The sequence below is a fragment of the Bradyrhizobium sp. USDA 3397 genome (assembly GCF_054060965.1).
Genome location: NZ_JBSSDS010000001.1, coordinates 346,953 through 367,161 on the forward strand (window position 1 = coordinate 346,953; position 20,209 = coordinate 367,161).

General features: G+C 64.8%; 17 protein-coding genes. 9 read left to right on the plus strand and 8 right to left on the minus strand.

Annotated features, from left to right (window positions below; translation table 11 throughout):
* Window positions 1-54: 54 nt before the first annotated feature.
* From ACVWYQ_RS01555 to ACVWYQ_RS01570, 4 genes are all read left to right on the plus strand, one after another.
* Window positions 55-1,191, plus strand: coding sequence for a thiolase family protein (locus tag ACVWYQ_RS01555; RefSeq protein WP_404541715.1), 1,137 nt, complete (start codon window positions 55-57; stop codon window positions 1,189-1,191).
* Entirely contained in the window at window positions 1,188-1,547 is a 360-nt protein-coding gene (locus tag ACVWYQ_RS01560; RefSeq protein ID WP_404541713.1) for a Zn-ribbon domain-containing OB-fold protein, read from the plus strand. The genes ACVWYQ_RS01555 and ACVWYQ_RS01560 overlap by 4 nt, the downstream gene beginning before the upstream one ends.
* A 534-nt stretch (window positions 1,548-2,081) precedes the next feature.
* Window positions 2,082-2,609, plus strand: coding sequence for a carboxymuconolactone decarboxylase family protein (locus ACVWYQ_RS01565; protein WP_157282243.1), 528 nt, complete (start codon window positions 2,082-2,084; stop codon window positions 2,607-2,609).
* Window positions 2,610-2,637: 28 nt separating this feature from the next.
* On the plus strand, window positions 2,638-2,940 hold the full coding sequence (locus ACVWYQ_RS01570; RefSeq protein WP_036022497.1) for a nucleoside triphosphate pyrophosphohydrolase family protein: 303 nt from the start codon (window positions 2,638-2,640) through the stop codon (window positions 2,938-2,940).
* Window positions 2,941-3,004: 64 nt separating this feature from the next.
* Here the strand turns inward: ACVWYQ_RS01570 and glsA are convergent, their stop codons facing one another.
* The 4 genes from glsA to ACVWYQ_RS01590 form a co-directional block, all read right to left on the minus strand.
* On the minus strand, window positions 3,005-4,852 hold the full coding sequence (gene glsA / locus ACVWYQ_RS01575) for a glutaminase A (RefSeq protein ID WP_404541710.1): 1,848 nt from the start codon (window positions 4,850-4,852) through the stop codon (window positions 3,005-3,007).
* A 21-nt stretch (window positions 4,853-4,873) separates the two neighbouring features.
* On the minus strand, window positions 4,874-6,949 hold the full coding sequence (locus ACVWYQ_RS01580; RefSeq protein WP_456725366.1) for a TRAP transporter permease: 2,076 nt from the start codon (window positions 6,947-6,949) through the stop codon (window positions 4,874-4,876).
* Between the two features lie 236 nt (window positions 6,950-7,185).
* Window positions 7,186-8,352, minus strand: coding sequence for a TAXI family TRAP transporter solute-binding subunit (locus ACVWYQ_RS01585; RefSeq protein WP_271547150.1), 1,167 nt, complete (start codon window positions 8,350-8,352; stop codon window positions 7,186-7,188).
* A 167-nt stretch (window positions 8,353-8,519) separates the two neighbouring features.
* A complete protein-coding gene (locus ACVWYQ_RS01590; RefSeq protein WP_225155874.1) occupies window positions 8,520-8,741 on the minus strand; it encodes an acetyl-CoA carboxylase biotin carboxyl carrier protein subunit in 222 nt (73 codons plus the stop codon).
* Between the two features lie 95 nt (window positions 8,742-8,836).
* On the opposite strand from ACVWYQ_RS01590, the gene ACVWYQ_RS01595 reads away from it, so the two are divergent.
* The 4 genes from ACVWYQ_RS01595 to ACVWYQ_RS01610 all read left to right on the plus strand — a co-directional run bounded on the left by ACVWYQ_RS01595 (window position 8,837) and on the right by ACVWYQ_RS01610 (window position 14,093).
* Window positions 8,837-9,811 carry an IclR family transcriptional regulator gene (locus ACVWYQ_RS01595; protein WP_157282238.1) on the plus strand — a complete coding sequence of 325 codons (975 nt, stop codon included), beginning with the start codon at window positions 8,837-8,839 and terminating at the stop codon, window positions 9,809-9,811.
* Window positions 9,741-11,300 (plus strand): acyl-CoA carboxylase subunit beta, encoded by a 1,560-nt coding sequence (locus ACVWYQ_RS01600; RefSeq protein WP_271547149.1) that lies wholly within the window; start codon window positions 9,741-9,743, stop codon window positions 11,298-11,300. The genes ACVWYQ_RS01595 and ACVWYQ_RS01600 overlap by 71 nt, the downstream gene beginning before the upstream one ends.
* A gap of 230 nt (window positions 11,301-11,530) precedes the next feature.
* Window positions 11,531-13,228 (plus strand): GMC family oxidoreductase, encoded by a 1,698-nt coding sequence (locus tag ACVWYQ_RS01605; RefSeq protein WP_271547148.1) that lies wholly within the window; start codon window positions 11,531-11,533, stop codon window positions 13,226-13,228.
* A gap of 280 nt (window positions 13,229-13,508) precedes the next feature.
* Window positions 13,509-14,093 carry a hypothetical protein gene (locus ACVWYQ_RS01610; protein WP_271547147.1) on the plus strand — a complete coding sequence of 195 codons (585 nt, stop codon included), beginning with the start codon at window positions 13,509-13,511 and terminating at the stop codon, window positions 14,091-14,093.
* Between the two features lie 78 nt (window positions 14,094-14,171).
* Here the strand turns inward: ACVWYQ_RS01610 and ACVWYQ_RS01615 are convergent, their stop codons facing one another.
* The 4 genes from ACVWYQ_RS01615 to ACVWYQ_RS01630 form a co-directional block, all read right to left on the minus strand.
* Window positions 14,172-15,647, minus strand: coding sequence for an FAD-binding oxidoreductase (locus ACVWYQ_RS01615; RefSeq protein ID WP_271547146.1), 1,476 nt, complete (start codon window positions 15,645-15,647; stop codon window positions 14,172-14,174).
* A gap of 164 nt (window positions 15,648-15,811) precedes the next feature.
* Window positions 15,812-17,101 carry an MFS transporter gene (locus tag ACVWYQ_RS01620; protein WP_271547145.1) on the minus strand — a complete coding sequence of 430 codons (1,290 nt, stop codon included), beginning with the start codon at window positions 17,099-17,101 and terminating at the stop codon, window positions 15,812-15,814.
* 110 nt (window positions 17,102-17,211) lie between these two features.
* A complete protein-coding gene (locus ACVWYQ_RS01625; RefSeq protein ID WP_271547144.1) occupies window positions 17,212-18,399 on the minus strand; it encodes an acetyl-CoA C-acyltransferase in 1,188 nt (395 codons plus the stop codon).
* 317 nt (window positions 18,400-18,716) lie between these two features.
* A complete protein-coding gene (locus tag ACVWYQ_RS01630; protein WP_271547143.1) occupies window positions 18,717-19,487 on the minus strand; it encodes an enoyl-CoA hydratase in 771 nt (256 codons plus the stop codon).
* A gap of 154 nt (window positions 19,488-19,641) precedes the next feature.
* Here ACVWYQ_RS01630 and ACVWYQ_RS01635 point away from each other — a divergent pair, with 154 nt between their 5' ends.
* A complete protein-coding gene (locus tag ACVWYQ_RS01635; protein WP_157282220.1) occupies window positions 19,642-20,175 on the plus strand; it encodes a PaaI family thioesterase in 534 nt (177 codons plus the stop codon).
* Window positions 20,176-20,209 lie beyond the last annotated feature (34 nt).

Below are 20,209 nucleotides of genomic sequence, written 5' to 3' on the forward strand. Positions count from 1 at the left end.
TTCCGGGCTCGCGCCTAACGGCGCGCCCCGGAATGACGGTGGAGAAAGCCCGCCATGAGCTTCATCACCGGCGTCGGCCTCACGTCGTTCGGCAAGCACGAGGGCTCCTCCTCGCTCGACCTGATGAGCGAGGCCGCGCAAGCCGCGCTCGACGATGCCGGCCTCGAGCGCACCGACATCGACGGCATTCTCTGCGGCTATTCCACCGTCTCCCCGCACATCATGCTCGCCACCGTCTTCGCCGAGCACTTTGGCATTCGCCCGTCTTACGCGCATGCCGTGCAGGTCGGCGGGGCCACGGGTCTTGCGATGACGATGCTCGCGCATCACCTCGTCGAAGCAGGCGTCTGCCGCAAAGTGCTCGTCGTCGCCGGTGAGAACCGGCTCACCGGGCAGAGCCGCGATGCCTCGATCCAGGCGCTGGCGCAGGTCGGCCATCCCGACTACGAGGTGCCGTTAGGACCGACCATTCCCGCTTATTACGGCCTCGTTGCGAACCGATACATGCACGAATACGGCGTGACCGAAGAGGACCTCGCCGAGTTCGCGGTGCTGATGCGTGCCCACGCCTGCATCCATCCCGGCGCGCAATTCCACGATCCCATCAATGTCGCCGACGTCATGGCCTCCAAGCCAGTGGCGATGCCGCTCAAGCTGCTCGATTGCTGCCCGGTCTCCGACGGCGGCGCGGCGTTCGTCGTCAGCCGCGAGCGAACCGGGGAAGCGGGCGTGCGTATCCGCGGCTGCGCCCAGGCCCACACGCATCAGCATGTCACGGCAGCGCCCGCCCTCAGCGAGCTTGGCGCCGAGATCTCCATCGCACGTGCAAAGGCGGCCACGGGTCTCGCGATTTCCGACGTGCGCTATGCCGCGATCTACGACAGCTTTACGATCACGCTTGCGATGCTGCTGGAAGACTTCGGTCTTGCCGGCCGCGGCGAGGCGGCCGCGCGGGTGCGCGCCGGCCATTTCAGCCGTGACGGCGCGATGCCGCTGAATACCCATGGCGGCCTGCTCAGCTACGGCCATTGCGGCGTCGGCGGCGCCATGGCGCATCTCGTCGAGGCGCATTTGCAGATGACGGGGCGGGCGGCCACCCGCCAGGTCCGCGACGCCTCGATTGTACTGCTGCACGGCGACGGCGGCGTGCTGTCGTCTCACGTCAGCATGTTCCTGGAGCGGGTCAGATGAGCGAACGTCTGGCGGACTGGACCAAGGGTGAAGAGGCCATCGCCTACCAGACCTGCACCGTATGCGGGCATGTACAGTATTTTCATCGGGCCTTCTGCGCAGCTTGTGGCGAATCAAACCCGCGCGAGCAGCGCGCCAGTGGCAAGGGCAGGGTGTATGCGACCTCGTTGGTCTGCCGCGCGGCAACGCTCGAGACGCGCGCGCACGTGCCCTACAACATCCTGCTGGTCGATTGCGCCGAAGGTTTTCGCATGATGGCCCACGGCGAGAATGACCTCGCCATCGGCGATTCGGTCATCGCGAGCTTCAAGCCGTTCGCCGGAAAGCTCGTGCCGTTCTTTGTCAGGCTGAAATAGTGTGGATCCGTCATTCGGGGGCGGTCATGTGACCGAGCCTGGAACGGGAATTCTGGGCTTGGCTTGTGCGAGAGCCACCCCGGAATGACGAAAACGCTGAGCGCCTGATCCGGAAAAGTGTGAAGCGGTTCTCCGAAAAGATCATGCGCAATCGAAATACTCTAACGCCCGTAGAACAAGATGCTGGCGATGACGAGCATCGCCGTCACCGCCAGCATATGCGCGAGCGCTCCCGAGGCTGCCCCCTTGGTGGCTTCCTTCATGCCGTTTTCTCCCTAGACTTGGGCATGACTCATCGTTGCGCGGTGAGCGCATACGACGGCCAATTGTTTTTACTCGGAACACCCCTTGCGAGTATCCGCCGCGATTTGTCCCCCCGCGGCGAATATCGACTGTGTCAGGGTCGATCAGCAATGCGGCGGCAATTTGACTCGATGATGTTGCTCCTGCGTCCCCGCGCGAATAGAGTCTTCGGGAACCTTCGCCGATGGCGACAAAAAGCATCAAAAGATCAGGGAAAACTTCAGGAAAATCATGGCCCGCATTCAGTACAGCGACCCGTCCAAGGCAACCGACCGCACCCGCGAAATCCTCGACAAGAACCGTCATGCCAACATCTTCCGGATGATGGCGCATTCGCCGAGTTACTTTGAGCAATATTGCCGCCTCGGGGGCGCAATCAGGCACAAGGGCGAGCTCGACCCCATCGTGCGCGAGCTTGCGATCACCCGTACCGGCATCCTGTGCGAGGCACCCTATGAGATCGTCGCGCACAAGCGCATCGGCAAGAATGTCGGCGTCACCGACGAGCAGAACGAGGCGCTCGAGAATTGGCAGGCCGCATCCTGCTTCAACGAGTTGCAGCGCGCCGCGCTCGCCTTCACCGATGAGATCGTGAAGCTGACGAAGCCGACGGATGCGACCTTCAAGGCGATCGCATCGAAGCTGACACCGGCCGCGCTGGTCGAGCTCCAGCTCTCGGTTGGCTTCTACATCATGACGTCGAAGTTCCTGGAGACATTCGAGATCGACCTCCAGCCCGTCACCGAGGTGGTGGGCTGATCCACAGCTCGGCTTGCGAGGGATGCTCATGACAATCGATGAATATGCGGCCTGGGCCGCAACTATTGCCAAAGTCGACGAGCATCCGTCCAACGAGCGGTTGTCTTATCTCGGGCTGGGCCTTGCCGCTGAGGCGGGCGAGGTCGCCGAGCACATCAAGAAGCTCCTGCGCGACGACTGGCTCGACAAGGCCGGTCTCGTCGAAGAGCTTGGCGATGTCGTCTACTACTGGGCCTGCCTGTGCGCCGCCACCGGCCAGCAGCCGTCCGCATTGCTCAACGCCAGTGCCGCCAAGATCAGGCGACGTATCAGCGAAGCGGCGAGCCGGTAGGTCAGGTGCGGACAGGGAAGCCGCTACACCTCTCCCCGTCGGGGAGAGGTGAAAACCTCTGCGCTCACGTCGAGGTCAGAATATCCACCTTGGCGTTGGCGACGATCAGGCGGTCGGCCAGGAGCTGGGCCAGGTTGCGCATGATGCATTCGCTGGCGCGGGGGTGCTGCTTGCGGAAGCGCTCGAAATCCTTCAGCGGCACCTCGCATGCCGTCGCTGCCATGTCGACGAACACGTCGGCGGAGCGGGTTTGCTCCAGCAGCGCCATCTCGCCGAACGCCATGCCGGCGGTGAGCGTCGCCAGCCTGACGCCGTCGGGCAAGGTGACGTGCACGGCGCCGCTGCGCAGGAAGTACAGGGCATCGGCGGGGTCGCCGGCCGTGAGGATCTTCGCGCCGGATTGATAGGTCCTGATGGTGCAGAGCGAGGCGAGATCCGTCAGCTCTTCCTCGCTCAGCCCTGTCAGCAGGGGCTGTTCGGCAAGCTCGGTGGTCTCGTGAAAATCGATCGAGCCGCCGTAGCGATAGACGATCTGGTCTTCGGCCCATTCGATCGCAGTGTCGAGCAGATAGAAGTCGCGCACGTTCTTCAGCTCGGCGGTCCATTCGCGTAAGGTATTCCATTCCTTGGAGGCGCGCCGGACGCCGGACAAGACCACCGTGACATTCAGCGCAGCCAATTCCTCGAACGCTTCGGCCACCAGCCGCGCGCCGGCCCGCGTAGTCGAGGTCACGCGGTGCAGATCGAAGATCACGAATTGCGGCCGCGGTCGTCCCGCGAGCCGGCGCGAGACGTAATCGACCGCCGACAGCGACAGCGTGCCGACCAGCTCGATGATGCGCACCTCCTGCTCGTGCGCGGCGAGAATCTCGCGCTCCTGCGGACGGCGCACGCGGCGCGACGGGCTCTTGCCGATGTCGTAGTCGGCGATGACGGCGTTGCGCGCATCGTCGCTGCGGTTGAGCATGTGCAGGTCGTAGTGCGAGGACAGCGCCTCGCAGACCTTGATGCCGCGCACGCTGTTGCCGTGCTTGTCGAGCTTTGGCGAATAGCTGCCGAGCCCGAGGCGGGCCGGGAGCGCGGCCAGGATGCCGCCGCCGACGCCGCTCTTGGCGGGGATGCCGATGCGGTAGATCCACTCGCCGGCATAGTCGTACATGCCCGACGAGGTCATCACCGAAAGAGTGCGCGAGATCGCGTAGGCGCTCAGCACCTGCTCGCCGGTGACCGGATTGATGCCGCGATTGGCGAGCGTCGCCGCCATGACCGCGATGTCGCGCGCGGTCACCAGCACGGCGCATTGCCGGAAATAGACGTCGAGCACGCCGGCGACGTTGTCCGAGATCACCGCGTTGGTCTTGAGCAGATAGCCGATGGCGCGGTTGCGGTCGCCGGTCTGGCTTTCGGAAGCATAGACCGCCTCGTCGACGGAGAGGTCGCGGCCTGCAAAACGGCTGAGCGCAAGGCGGATCTGCTCGAAAGCCTCCGCGCCCTTGCTGTCGTAGATCAACCCGGTGCAGGCGATCGCGCCGGCATTGACCATCGGGTTGAACGGATGGTTCTCCGAATTGAGCCGGATCGAGTTGAAGGGATCGCCGGAGGGCTCGACGCCGATCGCACCTTCGACCTTGCCGGCGCCGAGCAGGTCCAGCGCCAGCGCGAACACGAAGGGTTTCGACATCGACTGGATGGTGAAGGGCACCCTGGAGTCGCCGACTTCATAGACATGGCCGTCCAGCGTCGCGAGGCTGATGCCGAAATAGGCGGGGTCGGCCTTGCCGAGCTCGGGAATGTAATTGGCGACATGGCCCGACGTCTCGGCGGAGAACTCGCTGAGGCAATTGTCCAGGAACCGCAGCAGGGGCGGCTTCGAACGGGTCCAAGCGCTGGCGAGAGGCGAGAGCGGTTTCATCGCCACCCTTGTGCAACGCAATCAGGGTACGCGCAACCCGTCCGGCATCACAGGCTGGCGCCGGACCAGGAGAAGCGCGATCAGGATCGTCGGCAGCAGGATGCCAAGGCCGAGCAGCGTCACCTGCATCTGCGACAGCGGCATGATGCCGCCGCCGGGGGTCGCTACCACGAAGCCGCCGATCACCAGCAGCACACGGATGGGCCATTCCAGACTGCCTGTACCGCGCAAGTCGCCGACGAACGGCTGGTAGCCCTGGATGCCGCCGCAGATGAACAGCGTGCCGAGGGCAGCGAGGCCCATCAGGCCGAGGCCGGCGAGATAGGGGCTCGAGCCCTGCAGCACCAGCGCCGGATTGAGCACGAAGAAGAACGGCAGGAAATAGATGATGCTGCCGACCCACATCGATTCCCAGCCCGTCTTCATGGCCGGCGAGCCGGCGATGCCGGCGGCCGCGAAGGAGGCGATCGCGACCGGCGGAGTGATCGATGACAGCATACCCCAGTAGAAGATGAACATGTGCACGGCCATGCGGTTGAGGCCGAGCTTCTCCAGCGCCGGCGCGACCAGGATGGCGAGGAAAATGTAGCAGGCCGTCGTCGTCAGGCCGAGGCCGAGAATGAGGCTGGTGAGCGCGCACATGCCGAGCAGCAGGAAGGCATTGTCGCCGGCGATGTGCAGGAGGTCGTTGGCGAGGCTCGACACCACGCCCGTCATCGAGAACGCGCCGATCAAGAGGCCGCAGCCGGCGAGGATGCCGACCAGCTCGACGAAGGTGCGGCCGTTGACCTCCAGGAACTTGCCGATCGTCGCAAATGTCCAGCGCGTCTCCTTGGAGAAGAACTGGTTGAGGACCAGCAGCAGCGCGGTGGCGTAGAACGGCGCGTGGCTCTCGCGCTTGAAATAGAGCAGCATCACGATCAGAAGCGCGATGACGAAGACGTAGTACCAGCCGTCCTTGATCGTGTCCATGATCCGCGGCAGCTCGGCGCGCGGAATGCCCTTCAGCTTGTGGCGCGCGGCATAGGCATCGACCTGCATGAACAGGCCGACATAGTAGAGCACTGCGGGAATGATCGCGGCGACCGCGACGTCGGCGTAGCTGACGTTGAGGAATTGCGCGATGACGAAAGCGGTCGCGCCCATCACCGGTGGAGCCAGCACCGCGCCGGTCGAGGCGCAGGCCTCGATCGCCGCGGCATAGGACGCGCGGAAGCCGCTCTTTTTCATCACGGGGATGGTCATGGTTCCCGCCGTGAGCACGTTGGAGATGATCGAGCCCGACATCATGCCGAGCAGGCCGCTGGCAAAGATGCAGACTTTTGCCGCGCCGCCGCGAAAGGTGCCGCACATGGCGAAGGAAAGATTGATGAAGAATTTTCCGGCGCCCGTCATCATCAGCGCGGTGCCGAACACCAAAAAGCCGATCACGGTGTCGGCAAAGGCCTGGATGGGAATGCCGAGCAGGCTCTCGCCCGAGAGCACGTGATAGGCGGTCGCCTGCTCGAGCGTCGATTGCGTGCCACGGAACGGCCCGAGCCAGCCAGCCTCCGCGAACAGCGGATAGACGGTGAAGGGCAGCACGCTGAGGAGCAGGCTCCAGCCGCCGGTGCGGCGCGACGCCTCCATCAGCATCACCCACATCACGAGGCCTGCGGCGATCACCGTGTTGGGCGCGCCGCCGAATTCCCAGCCGGCCTCCGCCGCCTTGCGCACGTTAACCATCAGTATGAGCGCCGCCGCGAAGGTCACGACGAATAAGACGAGGTCATACCAGGGAACGCGGTCGAGCGGCGCGCGTCCGGTGCCCGGAAAGATCAGGAACGTGAATGGCAGCATCAACGCGATCAGGAGATAGAAATATTCCGTGTTGAGCTGGGTGTATCCGACGAAGAAGCGCAGCGAGAATTGCTGGTTGATGCAGAGCAGGATCGTCGCGGCGGTCGCAACAATCAGCGTCCAGCGCCACGCGCCGCGCAACGTGCGGACGCGCGTGACTTCCGCTTCCTGCATGTTGCCGGCGGCGCCATGGGGATCATCGAATACGACGCGCTTGGGCGCGTCTTGCGGGACGGTGGAAGTGGAAGAGGACATCATCGATCCCGCGCGTGGGCTGGTGAACGCAATTAGGCAAACGGCAGTTGTTTGAACCGCTCTGGTCCCGCGCTCAACCTCTCCCGCGTGCGGGAGAGGTCGGCGCGAAGCGCCGGGTGAGGGCTTTCTCCTCTGGGGGAATCCCACCGCGGAGGCACCCTCTCCCCAACCCTCTCCCGCAAGCGGGAGAGGGGGCGCACTTCTCGCGAGGCAACGATCACGCCTAACAACACCTCACTCTATTCCTCGAACCCGTTCGGCATGCCGGCTTTCGCTAGCGCCGCGGCACGCGCCTTCGTCCAGCCGTCGAGGAACGCCTTGTCGTCCGACGGCGGATTGGACTTGCCGTAATCGGCCCAGGCGGCCGCCAGCACCTCCTGCCGCTTGATCAGCTGGTTGTTGTGTGCCTCCTGAGCGTCGCTCCATTGGCCGGCCTCTTTCAACGCCTTCACCGCGCCGGGATGCACCGGCACCACCCAGTTCTTGGTCTGGCGGTTGGCCGCGAGTCCGCCGGCGCCAGGCGCGGAGTCCTTATAAGCGTCGTAGTTGACGATCATCGCCTTGGTGATCGCATAGACCTGGTCGGCCGGTTGCGAGGCGTAGGCGACGAAGATCGGATAGGGATAATTGCCGAGCTCGATCGGCTTCTCCGGCGAGATGCCGGCACCGCAAGTCGCAAGCTGCGGGAAGAAGAATGAGCCGACCTTCTGCATCCGCGTCCAACCCTCCTTGTCCTTGGCGGGCAGCGGCGGCCAGATCAACCCGCGCGGCGAAGCCTCGGCCTCCTTGGCGGGACCGGTGATGGTGGTGCCGAAGGCGGCATCGACGTCGTTGTTGATCAGCCCTTTCCACATCGCGCCGTAGCTGGCGAATTCGACAGCCTTGACGTCCTTTTGCGTCAGCCCGGCGAAGGCGAGCACCGCGAGCGAGTTCTGGTTTAGCGCGGGCGAGCCGACCACGAAGCCGACGCGCTTGCCCTTGAGGTCCTTCAGCTCCTTCACGCCGGTGTCGGCGGCCACCGCAAGCGAGGCGCAATTGCAGTCGACGGTCGAGAGCAGGGTCTGCAGCGGTTGCGGCCCCCATTCCTTCGAGCCGAACTCGAACACGCCTTCCTGCGCGAAGTAGGTGCCCGATCCCATCGCCGCGGACACCGCGCGCTTGGCGCGCAGCGGCGCGAGGCGCGCGACGTCGTTGCCTGCGGGGAGCACGCGCACGTCGGTGCCGTACTTGTCCTTCATCATCTTGCCGACGCCGACGGCGATGTTGAAGCCGGCGGTGCCGGTGTCATAGGCGGTGAAGGTCAATGTCGCCGGCAGCTTGATGTCTTCGGCGAACGAATAGCGTGTAGACGCAAAAGAAACGCCCGCCACCAGAGCAGGCGCGAGCACGAGCAGCCCACGAAGCATGTTTCCCTCCAATGATCCTCGCTTTGCCGCGAAGATTTTCATTCTTTGTTTGAAACAACGTTTTGTTTGAAACCGATCATGTCACCGCCATCAAGCGATGGCAACGTCGTACAGCGCGCGCGGGAATGCGACTGACACATTGTCGCGGAAAAGACCGGATAAGACGCTCAACTCGCGACGATCGCGATCGCCTGTCCCTCCGCAACGACGTCATCGACCTTTACCAGAAGCGATGTGATGGTGCCGTTTGCGGGCGAGGGCACTGGGATCTCCATCTTCATCGCTTCGACCACCACAACGTCATCGCCATCCGCGACGGTTCCTCCAACTTGCACGAGAGTCGCGCAGATGCGTCCCGCGACCTCCGTGACGATCTTAATTTCTGGCATGCCATCGCCTTTTTGTTGTCGTCGCAAAATGCCTGAGGTAGCGTCGTCTGCAAGTGGAATTTAATTCCGCACAGCGGAACACAACGGTAGGGATCATGGGACGACGTTCGGAGCGGTTGAGTAGGCAAGGTGCGCTCGCTGGCGAAGCCGGTGAGGGTGATGTGATCCAGGTGGTGTCGCGCGCGTTCGACGTATTGCGATGCTTCGAGGGCCACGAGGCGCGACTCGGCAATCTCGAGATTTCAAATCGCTGCGGTCTGCCGCGTTCGACGGTGTCGCGGCTCACGCATACGCTGACCCGCATGGGCCAGCTCGTGTATCTCCCACGCGACCAGAAGTATCGCATCGGCCCCAGCGCGGTGGCGATGAGTGCTTCGATGATGAAGGGCGCGCAGCTGCGCAGCATGATTCGCCAGCGGCTGCAGGAAGTCGCCGAGCAGCTGCCGGGCACGGTCGGGTTCGTCGTCCCCGACCGCTTCCATCTCGTCTATCTCCAGTTCGCGCGCTCGCCGAATGCGCTCGGTTTGCACGAGGGCACCGGCAGCCGCATCTCGATGGCCTCGACCGCCGCAGGCGCAGCCTATACCGCGGCCTTGGCGCCGGAAGTTGGAGATGCCTTCGTCGCAGACATGGAGCGCGAAGCCCCCGAAGCTGCGAAGATTCTCAAGCCCCGCATCGAGGCCAACCGGCAGATGCTGCGCGAGCGCGGCTATGTTGTCGCCTGCGGCCTCTGGAGTCCGCACATCAACGGCCTCGCGGTGCCGATCTGGTCGCCGCAGTACCAGACCTTCGTGGTCATCACGATCGGTCTTCTGTCGGCGATGTATGACGAGCAGCGTCTGCACGACGAAGTCGCACCGCTGATGCTCCAGCTTGGCCGCTCGCTCGGCAGCCTGATGGAAGGCGCGGAAGGCGACGCCTTCAACAACCGTATCTCGCGTAAGCCGGTCGCCATGGCCGTGCACAATAATAACAAGCCGATCCATTCGGAGGGAGTGAATGAACTGGAAGCCGGAACTCGACGAGCTCGCCCGGCGCGAAGCCTTCGCGCGGGAGATGGGCGGCGTTGACAAGGTCAAGCGACAGCATGACCAGGGCCGGCTGACTGTTCGGGAGCGTATCGACAAGCTGATCGACAAAGGCAGCTTTCACGAGATCGGTGCCGTCTCCGGCATCGGTGAGTACGATTCCAGCGGCGATCTGAAGAAGCTCACGCCGGCCAATTGCGTGTTCGGCCGCGCGCGCGTCGACGGCCGCACATTGGTCGTGGTCGGTGATGATTTCACCGTGCGCGGCGGCTCGGCGGATGCGTCGATCTCGGCCAAGCCGCTGATGGCGGAGGAGATGGCGCACGATTTCCGGCTGCCCATCGTCCGCATCATCGAAGGCTCCGGCGGCGGCGGCTCGGTCAAGACCATCGAGACCAAGGGCGCGGCCAATCTGCCCGGCGGCATCGGTGGCACGCGCTGGTATCGCTTCACGACGGAGAATCTGTCGCGCGTGCCGGTGGTCGCACTCGGCCTCGGCTCGGTGGCGGGCCTGGGCGCCGCGCGTCTTGCCGCCAGCCACTATTCCATCATGACACGGAAGTCCGCGATGTTCGTCGCCGGTCCGCCGGTGGTGAAGGCGCTGGGGCAGGACCTTACCAAGGAGGAGCTCGGCGGCGCTGACATCCAGACCCGCGCCGGCGCGGTCGATCACGCCGTCGACACTGAGGAAGAGGCGTTCGCCTGCGCGCGGCGCTTTCTCTCCTACCTGCCGTCGTCGGTCTACGAGCTGCCGCCGACCTTGCCCTGCACCGACAACCCCGAGCGCGGCGACGAAGCGCTGATGAACGCGGTGCCGCGCAACCGCAAGCAGGTCTACAAGATGCGGCCCATCATCGAGTCCGTCGTCGACAAGGGCTCGTTCTTCGAGGTCGGGAAGAACTTCGGCAAGCCGATCATTGTCGGTCTCGCGCGGCTCGAGGGCAGGGCGGTGCTGCTGCTCGCCAGCGACAGCTTCCACTATGGCGGATCCTGGACCGCGGATGCCTGCCAGAAGGTGGTGCGCTGGGTCGACTTCGCCGAGACCTTCCACCTGCCGGTCGTCTATCTCATGGATTGCCCCGGCTTCATGATCGGCCTCGATGCGGAGAAGGCCGCCACCATCCGCCACGGCGTGCGCGCCATGGCGGCGGTGAACCAGACCACCGTGCCCTGGTGCACCGTGATCCTGCGCAACGCGTTCGGCGTCGCCGGTGTCGTGCACCAGCCGGCCGACCGCTTCTCGATCCGCTATGCCTGGCCCTCGGCCTATTGGGGCTCGCTGCCGCTCGAAGGCGGCATCGAAGCCGCCTACCGCGCCGACATCGACGCGGCGGAAGACAAGGCGGCGAAGCTGAAGGAGATCGAGGAGCGGCTCAACAAGCTCCGCTCGCCGTTCCGCTCGGCCGAAAAATTCTGGGTCGAGGAGATCATCGATCCCAGGAAGACGCGATCGCTCCTGTGCGAGTTCGCGAGGCTGGCGGAGCCGCTGCGAAAGCCAGGGCCGCCGGAGAACTTTTCGATCAGGCCGTAGGCATCCCCGTGCCAAGCCGTGACGCTCGTGCCCCGGACGCAGCGCAGCGCTTCTTCAGCGGTGCGCTGCAGAGCCGGGGCCATGCAACAGCGTGCTCGCAGCCTCCTGGGTCCCGGCTCAGCGCAGCAACGCCTAAGGCGTTGCTGCGCGTCCGGGACACCCAAAGCCCTTCCAGTAGAAAACAATAACGCGCTAAGCTCCGCCAACAAGAACAAGAGGAAGCGCCAATCGTGTACGACTTCATCATCGTGGGCGGCGGCTCGGCGGGGTCCGTGCTGGCCCACCGGCTCTCCGCCAGGAGCGCCAACAAGGTCCTGCTCTGCGAAGCCGGTCAGGACACGCCACCCGGCAACGAGCCGGCCGAGATCAGGGACAGCTATCCCGGCACCGCCTATTTCGATCCGCGCTTTCACTGGACCGAGCTCAAGGTGACGACGCAAGTCGTCAGCCACAACAATGCCGAGGAGTCGCGGCCTCCCTTGCGCAAATACGAGCAGGCGCGCGTGCTGGGCGGGGGCTCGTCGATCAACGGGCAGATGGCCAACCGCGGCGCGCCGACCGACTACGATGAATGGGAGGCGCGCGGCGCCGAGGGCTGGTCGTGGGCCGACGTGCTGCCGTTCTTCAAGAAGGTGGAGCGCGACCTCGATTTCGACGGACCGTATCACGGCAAGGACGGCAGGATCCCGGTCCGCCGCATCCCGCGCGAGCACTGGACGCGGCATTCGGAGGCGTTCGCGCAAGCCTTCCAGCAGGCCGGCCATCAATTCGTGGCCGACCAGAACGGCGAATTCGTCGACGGCTTTTTCCCGGTGACGCATTCCAATCAGGCCGAGCAGCGCGTCTCGGCCGCGATGGGGTATCTCGATCGCGGCACCCGCGCGCGCGTGAACCTTGCGATCTCCACCAACACGCAGGTACGAGAGCTGCTGTTCGAAGGCACGCGCTGCGTCGGCGTGAAGGCGATGGTCGACGGACGCGAGCAGGAATTCCGCGGGCGCGAGATCATCCTCTCGAGCGGCGCCATTCATTCGCCGGCGCATCTGCTCCGCGCCGGCATCGGCCCCATCGGTCACCTCAAGGACCTGGGCATTCCCGTGCTGGCGGCCTTGCCGGGGGTCGGCCAACGGCTGATGGATCATCCCTCGATCTCGCTGTCGTCCTTTGTCCGCCGCGGCGCGCGCATGAACGAGCACACCAGGCGTCACATGCAGCTCGGCCTGCGCTACTCCTCCGGGCTGCCTGATGTGCCCAAGGGCGACATGTTCGTCGTCGTCATCAGCAAATCGGCCTGGCACGCCGTCGGCGCGCAGATCGGCTCGCTCCTGACCTTCGTCAACAAGACCTATTCCGAGACCGGACAGGTCAAGCTCGCCTCGCGCGATCCCTCCGCAGAGCCGATCGTCGAGTTCAATCTGCTGTCCGACCGCCGCGATCTCGATCGCCTGATGAGCGGTTTCCGTAAGATGGCGGCGATCCAGATGAGCGAGGTGGTCAGGAAGGTGACGGACAAGCCGTTTCCGGCCGCCTATACCGATCGCGTCCGCAAGATCGGCGTGGTCAACACCAGGAACAAGATTCTCACCACGATCGCCGCGGCCCTGATGGACGGGCCGGCGGCGCTGCGTCACTACATGATCGACAATTTCGTCGTCGAAGGCTTCACCTTCGATCAGGTGATGAACGATGACGAGGCCCTGGAAGCCTTCGTGCGCAAGGCGACGATCGGCGTCTGGCACGCCTCGTGCTCGTGCCGCATGGGCCGCACTGAGGATCCAATGGCGGTGGTCGACAATCAGGGCCGCGTCAAGGGCGTGCAGGGCCTGCGCGTCGTTGATGCCTCGATATTCCCGGTGGTGCCGTGCGCCAACACCAACTTTCCGGTGTTGATGTCGGCGGAGAAGATCGCGGCCGCAATGATGCAATGAGCGGCAGCGAGTTCTGGCGATCCGGGCAGTGCAGGGAGGAGGAGCGCTGATGGATACTTGCCTTGCGCGGACCGACTTGGTTGCATGCCGCGAGCTTGACGCGCTGATCGAGCATTCGAGCGCTGCGAGTTAATCATCTCAGGCGCTACGTGTAGGCTATGAGATCGTGCAGTCGTGGCGCACGATCGCAGCCATTTTCAGCCGCGCTTTAGGCCCATTTCAGCCAAACTGTTATTGGTTTCTCGTTGCCCGGGGCAGGGTCTCTCATTGGAGTCCTGCAATGTTCAAGCGAGTATTTTCTGCGTGCGTCCTCGTTATCCTGGGTTCTATCGCTTCGGAAGCGCGCCCTTATCGCATTCATCAAGCTCCTGAATGCAACGTCACCATGCCCTGCGACTTCTCCTATTCGCAGGCGCGACGCGAGCGGGCTTCCAGGCCCTCACTGGCTTCCAGATCTTCGCTGATTTCCAGGCCCACACTGCAAGCGTACCGCTCGACACAACTGACGGTGACTGATGCTGGGAGCACGACCACGCCGGCGACTGTCCACGGCGCTCGCGTCGTCGGTGGCCGTCCGGCCGGTTGTCCCTCCTCGTTCTGCGGCTGCGGCGCGGCTCTGCGCGTGTTCGGCCGTATCGTGCCGGAATTAAATCTTGCGTCCAATTGGCTCCGCTTTCCGCGGACATCACCCGCACCGGGAATGGTTGCTGCGCGACGAGGACACGTGTTCGTCCTTGAGCAGCACCTCGGAGGCGACGTCTGGATGGCCTATGACGCCAACTCGGGTGGGCGCGCGACGCGAATCCACGCGCGCTCGCTGCGAGGGTATACGGTTGTCAACCCGCGCGGCGGCTCGGTGGCTTGAGGACAGAGGATAGCACTCCAAAAACGGCGGACGGGTCGCAACAACTTTGCGACCCGCCAACGCCGGGCGCCGAGCCGATCACAGCCGGAGCACCTTGCCGGGATTCATGATGTTGTGCGGATCGAGCGCGCGTTTGATGGTGCGCATGATGTCGAGCTCGGTCTTCGAGCGGTAGTGGCTGAGCTCGTCGAGCTTGTCGATGCCGATGCCGTGCTCCGCCGAGATCGAGCCGCCCAGGGAAGTGACGAGATCGTTCACGGCGCGCGTGATGGCAGCCGTGTATTGGTTCAGCGTCTGCTGGTCCATGCCCTTCGGACCCATGAACGAAAAGTGCAGATTGCCGTCGCCGATATGCCCGAGCGGATAGGGCCGAATGGTCGGGAGAATGTCGAGCACGGCCTTGAGGCCCTTGTCGATGAACTCCGGGATTCTGGAGATCGCCACCGACACGTCGAAACTGATCCCCGGTCCCTCGGCGCGGGAGGCCTCCGCCATGGCTTCGCGGATGCGCCACATGTTGCGCGATTGACCGAATGTGTGCGCGATCGTCGCATCCAGCACGCGGCCGGCTTCGAGCTGATCGGCGAGAAACTGCTCCATCTTGCCGGACATGCCCTCGGTTCCGTCCTGCCGCGGGCGCGCCGACGACCATTCCAGCAGCAGGTACCAGGGCGTGTCCGCCTTCAGCGGATCCTGCGTGCCGGGAATGTGGCGCAGGGAAAGGTCAATGGCCGCCCGGCTGAGCAGCTCGCAGGAGCCGACATTGTCCTCGGATGCCGCGTGCGCCTCCGACAGGATTTCCAGCGCCGCGCGGGGATCGCGGACCGCCAGCCACGCCGTGCAGACGTCCTTCGGCGCCGGCCACAGCTTGAGCACGGCCTTGGTGATGACGCCCAGCGTCCCCTCGGCGCCCATGAACAGGTGCTTGAGGTCGTAGCCGGTGTTGTCCTTCTTGAGCGCGCGCAATCCGTCCCAGATCTCGCCGTTCGGCAAGACGACCTCGAGCCCCAGCACGAGATTGCGGGCATTGCCGTAGCGCAGCACCTGCACGCCGCCGGCGTTGGTGGAGAGATTGCCGCCGATCATGCAGGAGCCCTGGGCACCGAGACTGAGCGGCAGGAAGCGGTCGTGCTCGCTTGCTGTCTCCTGAAGCGTCTGCAACACGCAGCCGGCCTCGACCGTCATCGAATAGCCGACGGGATCGACATCCAGCACGCGGTTCATGCGGCCGAGCGACAGCACGATGCCGGTGTGCACAGGCCAGGGCGTCGCCCCACCCATCAGGCCGGTGTTGCCGCCCTGCGGCACGATCGCGACGCCATGCGCATGGCAGAGCCGGACCACTTTCGAGACCTCCTCGGTGCTGCCAGGGCGAACAACGGCCCCGGCGCCGCCAACCAGCAATCCCCGCCAATCCGTCACAAACGGCTGCTTGCCATGCTCGTCCTCGATCAGGCCTTTCTCGCCGACGATCGCGCGCAACGCATCGCGCATCTCGGCGGTCAAGGGGGCGGTTGGGATGACGGGTGGGGACGATGGGAAGGCAGCCGGCATTGTTTCCTCTGGCGCATCTTGGTGTGCACTGCGCACGGTGACGTGCGAAGGGCATTGTCCACGTTTGGCGCGAGGAGTCTAATGGGAATGTGGCCGAGCGCGTCTTGTGGATGGTGACGCCGCCGGGTCAGGCGTCACCATCACGATCGGGTCGTAGGCCGGCTTCAGGCCGTCGCGGGTTGCAGTTTCGGCTGCCGCGACAGCGCCAGCACGATCAGGGCCGCGAACACGCAGAGCGCGCCGGCGATGAAGAAGGCGGGCAGATAGCTCTGATAGACGGTCCGCGAGAAGCCTGCGCCAAACGCCGCGGCACCGGCGCCGAGCTGATGGCCGGCGAAGATCCAGCCGAATACCAGATTGGCGCGCTCGGGCCCGAACTTCTGCGCGGTGAGCCGCACCGTCGGCGGTACCGTCGCGATCCAGTCGAGACCATAGAACATCGCGAACACCGAGAGGCCGTAGAAGGAGAAGTCGCTGAAGGGGAGGAAGATCAGCGAGAGCCCGCGCAAACCGTAGTACCAGAACAGGAGCCAGCGGTTGTCGTAACGGTCGGACAACCAGCCCGACATGATCGTGCCGAAGAAGTCGAAGATGCCCATTGCCGCCAGCAGGCTCGCTGCCTGCACCTGCGGGATACCGAAATCGAGGCACATCGGGATCAGGTGCACCTGCACGAGGCCGTTGGTGGAGGCGCCGCAGACGAAGAAGGTCGCGAACAGAATCCAGAACGCCATCGATGTCGAGGCGTCGCGCAGCGTGCCGAGCGCAACGCCCGTGATCGAGCCGTGGCTGACCGGCGGCGCCGGCAAAGGTTCGGTGCCTTCGTCGCCGAACGGCCGCAGGCCGACGTCGCTCGGCCGGTCACGCATCGCGAGCAGCACCGCCAGCGACGAAATAACGAGCATGATGCAGACGAGGCCGAGCGCGAGACGCCAGCCATAGCGTTCGGTGAGGCTCGCCAGCAGCGGCAGGAACACGAGCTGCCCGGTGGCAACGCTTGCGGTCATGATGCCGATGACGAGGCCGCGTCTTGCCGCGAACCAGCGCGTGGCGATGGTCGCGCCGAGCACCAAGGCAGTCATGCCGGTTCCGATCCCGATCACCACGCCCCAGAGGGCGATGAGCTGCCAGACCTCCGTCATGCCGAGCGAGAGCACGAGCGCCGAGACCACGATCAGCTGGGCGGCCAGCGTGACGTTGCGCAGGCCATAGCGGTTGAGCAGGGCGGCCGCGAACGGCGCCATCAGCCCGAACAGGATGAAGCGGATCGACAGCGCGGACGAGATCTCCGCCGTGCTCCAGCCGAACTCCTTCTGCAGGGGAACGATGAACACGCCGGGCGCGCCGACCGTGCCGGCGCTGATCAGCGCGGTGAGGAAGGTCACGCCGACCATCACCCAGCCGTAGTGGACGTTGCGGCGGGACAGTGCTGCCGCGAGCCAGTTCGAGATCATCGGGCCTCAACGTGGATGGGCAGGCCGCAACAGACCTGCGTCAGTGTAGAGAATGACACGGGATGTGTCTGTCGCAAATGACAGAGTTCCCTCGTTTTCGGACGTCTGCGTCAGCGGGCGCGGCGCTCCACCGCAATCGCAGTGGCTTCGCCGCCGCCGATGCAGAGTGCGGCGATGCCGCGCTTGAGGTTATTGGCCTCCAGCGCATGCAGCAGCGTCACGATCAGCCGCGCGCCGGTGGCGCCGATCGGGTGGCCCAGCGCGCAGGCACCGCCGTTGATATTGAGCTTCTCGCGGGGAATGCCGAGGTCGCGCTGTGCCGCCATTGCCACCACGGCAAAGGCCTCGTTGATCTCGAACAGGTCGACGTCGCCCGCACTCCAGCCGACCTTGTCCAGCAGCTTGCGGATCGCCGGGATCGGCGCCGTGGTGAACCATTGCGGCTCCTGGCTGTGGGTGGCGTGGCCCTTGATCTCGGCGAGAACAGGCAGGCCGCCCCGGTCGGCAAGCGCGCGCTTCGTCAGCACCAGCGCGGCGGCGCCGTCGGCATTGGCGGAGGAGGCGGCCGGCGTGATGGTGCCGTTGGCGCGGAATGCCGGCTTCAATCCGGGGATCTTGGCGGGGTCGACCTTGAGCGGATGCTCGTCATTGGCGATCACGCGCGGGCCGGCCTTTTCGGTCAGCGTGATCGGCGCGATCTCGGCCTTGAACACGCCGCCCTCGACGGCCTTGCGGGCGCGGCTCAGCGTCTCCATCGCATAAGCGTCCTGGTCCTTGCGAGTGAATTGATAGGCTTCTGCCGTGGCCTCGCCGAAATCACCCATCGAACGGCCGGTCTCGTAGGCATCCTCCAGGCCGTCCATCATCATGTGGTCGATGATGCGGTCATGGCCGACGCGATAGCCGCCGCGCGCCTTGGCGAGCAGGTAGGGCGCGTTGCTCATGCTCTCCATGCCGCCGGAGACGACGATGTCGGCCGAGCCGGCGCGGATGATGTCGTGCGCCAGCATGGTCGCTTTCATGCCGGAACCGCAGACCTTGTTGACCGTGGTCGCGCCAGTGGCGTCGGGCAGACCGGCGCTTCGCGCCGCCTGCCGCGCCGGCGCCTGGCCTTGGCCTGCCGGCAGCACGCAGCCCATGAAGACCTCGTCGACCTTCTCCGGAGCGAGCTTGGCACGCTCCAGCGCCGCCCCGATCACGTGTGATCCGAGCTTGTGCGCGGGGAGCGGCGACAATTCGCCCATGAAGCGGCCGAGCGGGGTGCGTGCAGCAGAGACGATGACGACGGGTTCGGCCATGACGAGACTCCCTGGCGATGACGTGTAAGATTATGATCATCATATGATGCGACGCAAAAAATGCAACCGCGGCAGGGATGAGAAAATGTCGTGGGCCGGATGAGATTTGGTCGTGCGATTGGGGGGAGGTTGTGCGGGATGGGGATCAAGCGCTGGTCGTTCCACACACACCGTTGTCATCGCCCGGCTTGACCGGGCGATCCAGTATTCCAGAGGCGGCTATGATTGAGCCGAGAGGCTGCGGCGTACTGGATGCCCCGGTCAAGCCGGGGCATGACACCTTTGAAATGGAAAGAGTCTAACCCATCACAGCGCGCCTATCGCTTCCGGTTCACAAACGCGCCCATCAGCCGCGTCGGCTCGTCCGTCAGGAACGACTCGCCGAACACTTTCACGCTGAGGTTCACCGACTCCGTCAGCGGAAGTTCCTCCCATTGCCGCAGCAGTGCCTTCTGCGATCGCAGCGCCTCAGGGCCGCAATCGAGCAGCGCCTTCACTAGATGCTCGACCTCGGCATCCAGTTCGCCGGGCGCGGCGATCTTGTCGACCAGGCCCCATGCCAGCGCCGTCGGCGCATCGATATTCTCCGCCGTCATCACCAGCCAGCGCGCGCGGGCCCAACCGATCAGGCGCGGCAACAGCGCGGCATGGATCACCGAGGGGATGCCGACACGCACCTCCGGCATGCCGAAATGAGCGTCGTGCGCGGCGATGCGGAAGTCGCAGGCCGCGGCCACTTCGAGCCCGCCGCCGAGGCACCAGCCGGGCATGCGTGCGATCACCGGAGCAGGAAACTGGCGAACTGCCTCGCAAAGATCGCGCAGGCGGCTGATGAAGGCCTCGGCGGATGTCTGGTCGAGCCCGGCCATCTCCTTGATGTCGGCTCCGCCGATCAGGCTCTTCTCGCTCTGTCCGCGCAGCACCACGACGCGGATGCTGTGGTCGGATGCGAGCTGCTGCAGGCCTTCGCGCACGGCGTCGGTGACCGGCGAGCCGAGAATGTTGAGCGGGCCGGCGTTGCAGATCGCGACATGAACGACGCCGCGCGCATCGCGCGTCACGCCGCAATGATTGTTGAGCATTTCCATCGTCAAGTCTCGAAGCTTTCGTGGACATGCGCGGGGCGCGCCGGTCGGGATCACTTCCGGGCCGAAACACGCTTCTTGTCAAGCGGCAGGGAAGGCGGGTTGCCAGCGTGAAGTCCGTGGCATAGTATGATATCTATCATGTAAAGAGGCTGCCATGACCGGTGACGATCAACCCGACCTGTTTTCGCCTGCGCAGCGGCGCGAGCGCGTGGTGGACTGGCAGGTGCCTGCGCCGGTGGCGCGGGCGGCCATGGGCCTGTCGGGCATGGACACCATGCTGGGCATCCGCGACGGCCGGCTGCCGCCGCCGCCCTTTGCCAAGCTGATCGGGTTCACCATGGCCGTGGTCGAGCCGGGCCGGATTGTCATGGAACTGGAGCCGCGCGAGGATCTCGAAAATACCATCGGTCTGCTCCACGGAGCGACCGCGGCCGCGTTGCTCGATACCGCCATGGGCTGTGCCATTTCGACCCGGCTCGAAGCCGGCCTGGGCTCGGTGACCCTCGAGCTGAAGCTGGCGTTCCTGCGTCCGCTCTCAGTGCGTTCCGGGCTGATCTCGGCCGAAGGCAAGGTGATCAAGCTTGGACGCCAGACCAGCTATACCGAGGGCTTCGTCCGTGACGGCAAGGGCGCACTTGCGGTGCACGCAACCGCGACGTTTTCCATGATCGGCGGCAACTTGACATGAATTAATGCACCCATTTCGTCATTTGCGTGTTATG

Bases quoted from the DNA above. Each gene is read 5' to 3' on its own strand.
- glsA (WP_404541710.1), bottom strand. From the start codon at position 4,852: ATGAAACCGCTCTCGCCTCTCGCCAGCGCTTGGACCCGTTCGAAGCCG.
- ACVWYQ_RS01625 (WP_271547144.1), bottom strand. From the start codon at position 18,399: ATGGCCGAACCCGTCGTCATCGTCTCTGCTGCACGCACCCCGCTCGGC.
- ACVWYQ_RS01600 (WP_271547149.1), top strand. From the start codon at position 9,741: ATGAACTGGAAGCCGGAACTCGACGAGCTCGCCCGGCGCGAAGCCTTC.
- ACVWYQ_RS01585 (WP_271547150.1), bottom strand. From the start codon at position 8,352: ATGCTTCGTGGGCTGCTCGTGCTCGCGCCTGCTCTGGTGGCGGGCGTT.
- ACVWYQ_RS01555 (WP_404541715.1), top strand. From the start codon at position 55: ATGAGCTTCATCACCGGCGTCGGCCTCACGTCGTTCGGCAAGCACGAG.
- ACVWYQ_RS01565 (WP_157282243.1), top strand. From the start codon at position 2,082: ATGGCCCGCATTCAGTACAGCGACCCGTCCAAGGCAACCGACCGCACC.
- ACVWYQ_RS01590 (WP_225155874.1), bottom strand. From the start codon at position 8,741: ATGCCAGAAATTAAGATCGTCACGGAGGTCGCGGGACGCATCTGCGCG.
- ACVWYQ_RS01560 (WP_404541713.1), top strand. From the start codon at position 1,188: ATGAGCGAACGTCTGGCGGACTGGACCAAGGGTGAAGAGGCCATCGCC.
- ACVWYQ_RS01635 (WP_157282220.1), top strand. From the start codon at position 19,642: ATGACCGGTGACGATCAACCCGACCTGTTTTCGCCTGCGCAGCGGCGC.
- ACVWYQ_RS01570 (WP_036022497.1), top strand. From the start codon at position 2,638: ATGACAATCGATGAATATGCGGCCTGGGCCGCAACTATTGCCAAAGTC.
- ACVWYQ_RS01630 (WP_271547143.1), bottom strand. From the start codon at position 19,487: ATGGAAATGCTCAACAATCATTGCGGCGTGACGCGCGATGCGCGCGGC.
- ACVWYQ_RS01620 (WP_271547145.1), bottom strand. From the start codon at position 17,101: ATGATCTCGAACTGGCTCGCGGCAGCACTGTCCCGCCGCAACGTCCAC.
- ACVWYQ_RS01610 (WP_271547147.1), top strand. From the start codon at position 13,509: ATGTTCAAGCGAGTATTTTCTGCGTGCGTCCTCGTTATCCTGGGTTCT.
- ACVWYQ_RS01595 (WP_157282238.1), top strand. From the start codon at position 8,837: ATGGGACGACGTTCGGAGCGGTTGAGTAGGCAAGGTGCGCTCGCTGGC.
- ACVWYQ_RS01615 (WP_271547146.1), bottom strand. From the start codon at position 15,647: ATGCCGGCTGCCTTCCCATCGTCCCCACCCGTCATCCCAACCGCCCCC.
- ACVWYQ_RS01580 (WP_456725366.1), bottom strand. From the start codon at position 6,949: ATGATGTCCTCTTCCACTTCCACCGTCCCGCAAGACGCGCCCAAGCGC.